This is a genomic window from Micromonospora sp. 4G55, from assembly GCF_016803375.1.
Genome location: NZ_JAEVHN010000789.1, coordinates 1 through 2,566 on the forward strand (window position 1 = coordinate 1; position 2,566 = coordinate 2,566).

A 2,566-nucleotide genomic window follows, 5' to 3' on the forward strand; every position below is an offset into this window, starting at 1 on the left:
CCGTCGCCGTACCCGCCGTCCGGCTACCCGCCGCCCTACGCCTACCCCGGGTACCGGCCGGCACCGACCCGGCTCAGGGACGGCGGTCGTGGGCATCGTCATCGCCGTCGTCGCGGTGCTCGTCCTCGGCGTGTGCGGGTGCGTGGGGGTGGGCAGCGCGCTGGTCGGGCGGTACAGCCCGACCGCCGACGAGCCGTACTACGACCCGGACCCGTACTACAGCGACGACTACGACGAGGACGCCCCGGAGTCGACCTGGTCCCCGCCCCCACCCGTCCAACCCTCGACGCCGGCCGCCACCCCGTCGCGCGGACGGGGCCGGTTCGCGGTGACCTACGAGGTGACCGGCCAGGGCACGGCCGACGTCCAGTACTACGACGCGAACGGCGACTTCATCCGCCTGGACGGGGTGCGGCTGCCCTGGCGGAAGAAGATCCGCACGGACGACGCGAACAGGGTGATCGTGATCGCCAGCAAGACCGACAACGACGGCCGGACGATCGGTTGCTCCACCACCGTGGCCGGCCGGGCGCCGGTGACCGACTCGGTGGACGGCTGGGGCTGGCAGGTGACCTGCGCGGGCAGGTGACTTCGGCGGCGCGCCCGTAGGCTGGCCGGCGTGACGACGCCAGATGTCGACCCGCTCGTGGCCCGGATGCGTCCGTTCGGCACCACCATCTTCGCCGAGATGTCCGCGCTGGCCGTCCGCACCGGCGCGGTCAACCTCGGGCAGGGCTTCCCGGACAGCGACGGCCCGCCGGAGATGCTGGCCGCGGCGGCCGAGGCGCTGCGCGGCGGGCAGAACCAGTACCCGCCGGGCCCGGGCATCCCCGCGCTGCGCCGGGCCGTCGCCGACCACCAGCGCCGCTTCCACGGACTGGAGTACGACCCGGACGGCGAGATCGTGGTCACCGCCGGCGCCACCGAGGCGATCGCCGCCAGCATCCTCGCCCTCTGCGAGCCTGGCGACGAGGTGATCTGCTTCGAGCCGTACTACGACTCGTACGCGGCCTCGATCGCGCTGGCCGGCGCGGTCCGGCGGCCGGTGACGCTGCGTCCCGGCGACGACGGCCGGTACGCCTTCGACCCGGCGGCGCTACGCGCCGCGTTCGGCCCGCGGACCCGGCTGGTGCTGCTGAACTCCCCGCACAACCCGACCGGGAAGGTCTTCACCCCCGACGAGCTGGCCCTGGTCGCCGAGATCTGCCAGGAGCACGACGCGTACGCGGTCACCGACGAGGTGTACGAGCACCTGGTCTTCCCCGACGCCGCCGCACCGCACGTGCCCCTGGCCACCCTGCCCGGGATGCGGGAGCGGACGCTGCGCATCTCGTCGGCGGGCAAGACCTTCTCCTGCACGGGTTGGAAGGTCGGCTGGGCGAGCGGCCCGGCCCCCCTGGTCTCGGCGGTGCTGCGGGTCAAGCAGTTCCTGACCTTCGTCAACGCGGCGCCGCTGCAACCGGCGGTCGCCGTGGCGCTGGCCCTGCCGGACGCCTACTTCACCGACTTCCAGGAGGGCATGCGCCGGCGCCGGGACCAGCTCGTCGCCGGGCTGACCGACGCCGGCTTCGACGCGCTGACGCCGGAGGGGACGTACTTCGTCACCGCCGACGTGACCGCGCTGGGCGGTCGGGACGGGGTGGAGTTCTGCCGCTCGCTGCCCGAGCGGTGCGGCGTGGTCGCGGTGCCCACCCAGGTCTTCTACGACGACCCCGAGGCGGGCCGGCGGCTGGTCCGGTTCGCCTTCTGCAAGCGCCCCGACGTGCTCACCGAGGCGGTCACCCGCCTGCGCAGACTGAAGGAGGCCCGATGACCGACGGGTACGCCGAACGGGTCCGCCGGCTCACCGCGCTGCGCGGCTGCGGCGCCGTGCTCTCCGGGACCCGGCCGCCCTCGGTCGTCGAACAGCTCGACACCATCCGCGCCGCTGCCTCCGACGAGCTGCTGCCGGACTTCTACGGCGAGGGCGGCGCGGTCGAGGCGCTGGAGCGCCGGGTGGCCGACCTGCTCGGTACCGAGGCGGCCGCCTTCTTCCCCACTGGCACGATGGCCCAGCAGGTCGCCATGCGGTACGGCGCCGAGCTGACCGGGCGCGACGCGGTCGGCCTGCACCCGCTCAGCCACCCGCTGATGTACGAACGGGACGCGTACGCGGCGCTCGGCGGGCTGCGGGCGGTGCGCACCACGACGGCCCCGCGCAACCCGACCGCCGAGGAGGTCGCCGCGCTCGACGAGCCGGTCGGCACCCTGCTGCTCGAACTGCCGCTGCGCGACGCCGGTTTCGTGCTGCCGACCTGGGACGAGCTGGTGGCGGTGGTCGGGGCGGCCCGGGACCGGGGCGCCCGGGTGCACCTCGACGGCGCCCGGCTCTGGGAGTCCACCGTTTACCTCGGTCGGTCCCTGGCCGAGATCGCGGCCCTCGCCGACAGCGTCTACGTCTCGTTCTACAAGTCCCTCGGCGGCCACGCCGGCGCGGCGCTGGCCGGCCCGGCCGACCTGGTCCGCTACGCGCGGGCCTGGCGGCACCGGTACGGCGGCACCGTCTTCCAGCAGTGGCCGGCGGCGC

The 2,566-nt window shown here is 74.7% G+C and carries 3 protein-coding genes; all 3 read left to right on the top strand.

What is annotated here, in order from left to right:
* The first annotated feature begins 88 nt into the window (after positions 1-88).
* Complete coding sequence (locus JNW89_RS34200; protein ID WP_238452180.1) at positions 89-589, top strand: MmpS family transport accessory protein; 501 nt, start codon at positions 89-91, stop codon at positions 587-589.
* 30 nt (positions 590-619) lie between these two features.
* On the top strand, positions 620-1,813 hold the full coding sequence (locus JNW89_RS34205) for a pyridoxal phosphate-dependent aminotransferase (protein ID WP_238452181.1): 1,194 nt from the start codon (positions 620-622) through the stop codon (positions 1,811-1,813).
* Positions 1,810-2,566, top strand: a 757-nt coding sequence (locus JNW89_RS34210) for a low specificity L-threonine aldolase (protein ID WP_238452182.1), incomplete at its 3' end; no start/stop codon positions are given. The genes JNW89_RS34205 and JNW89_RS34210, both read left to right, overlap by 4 nt.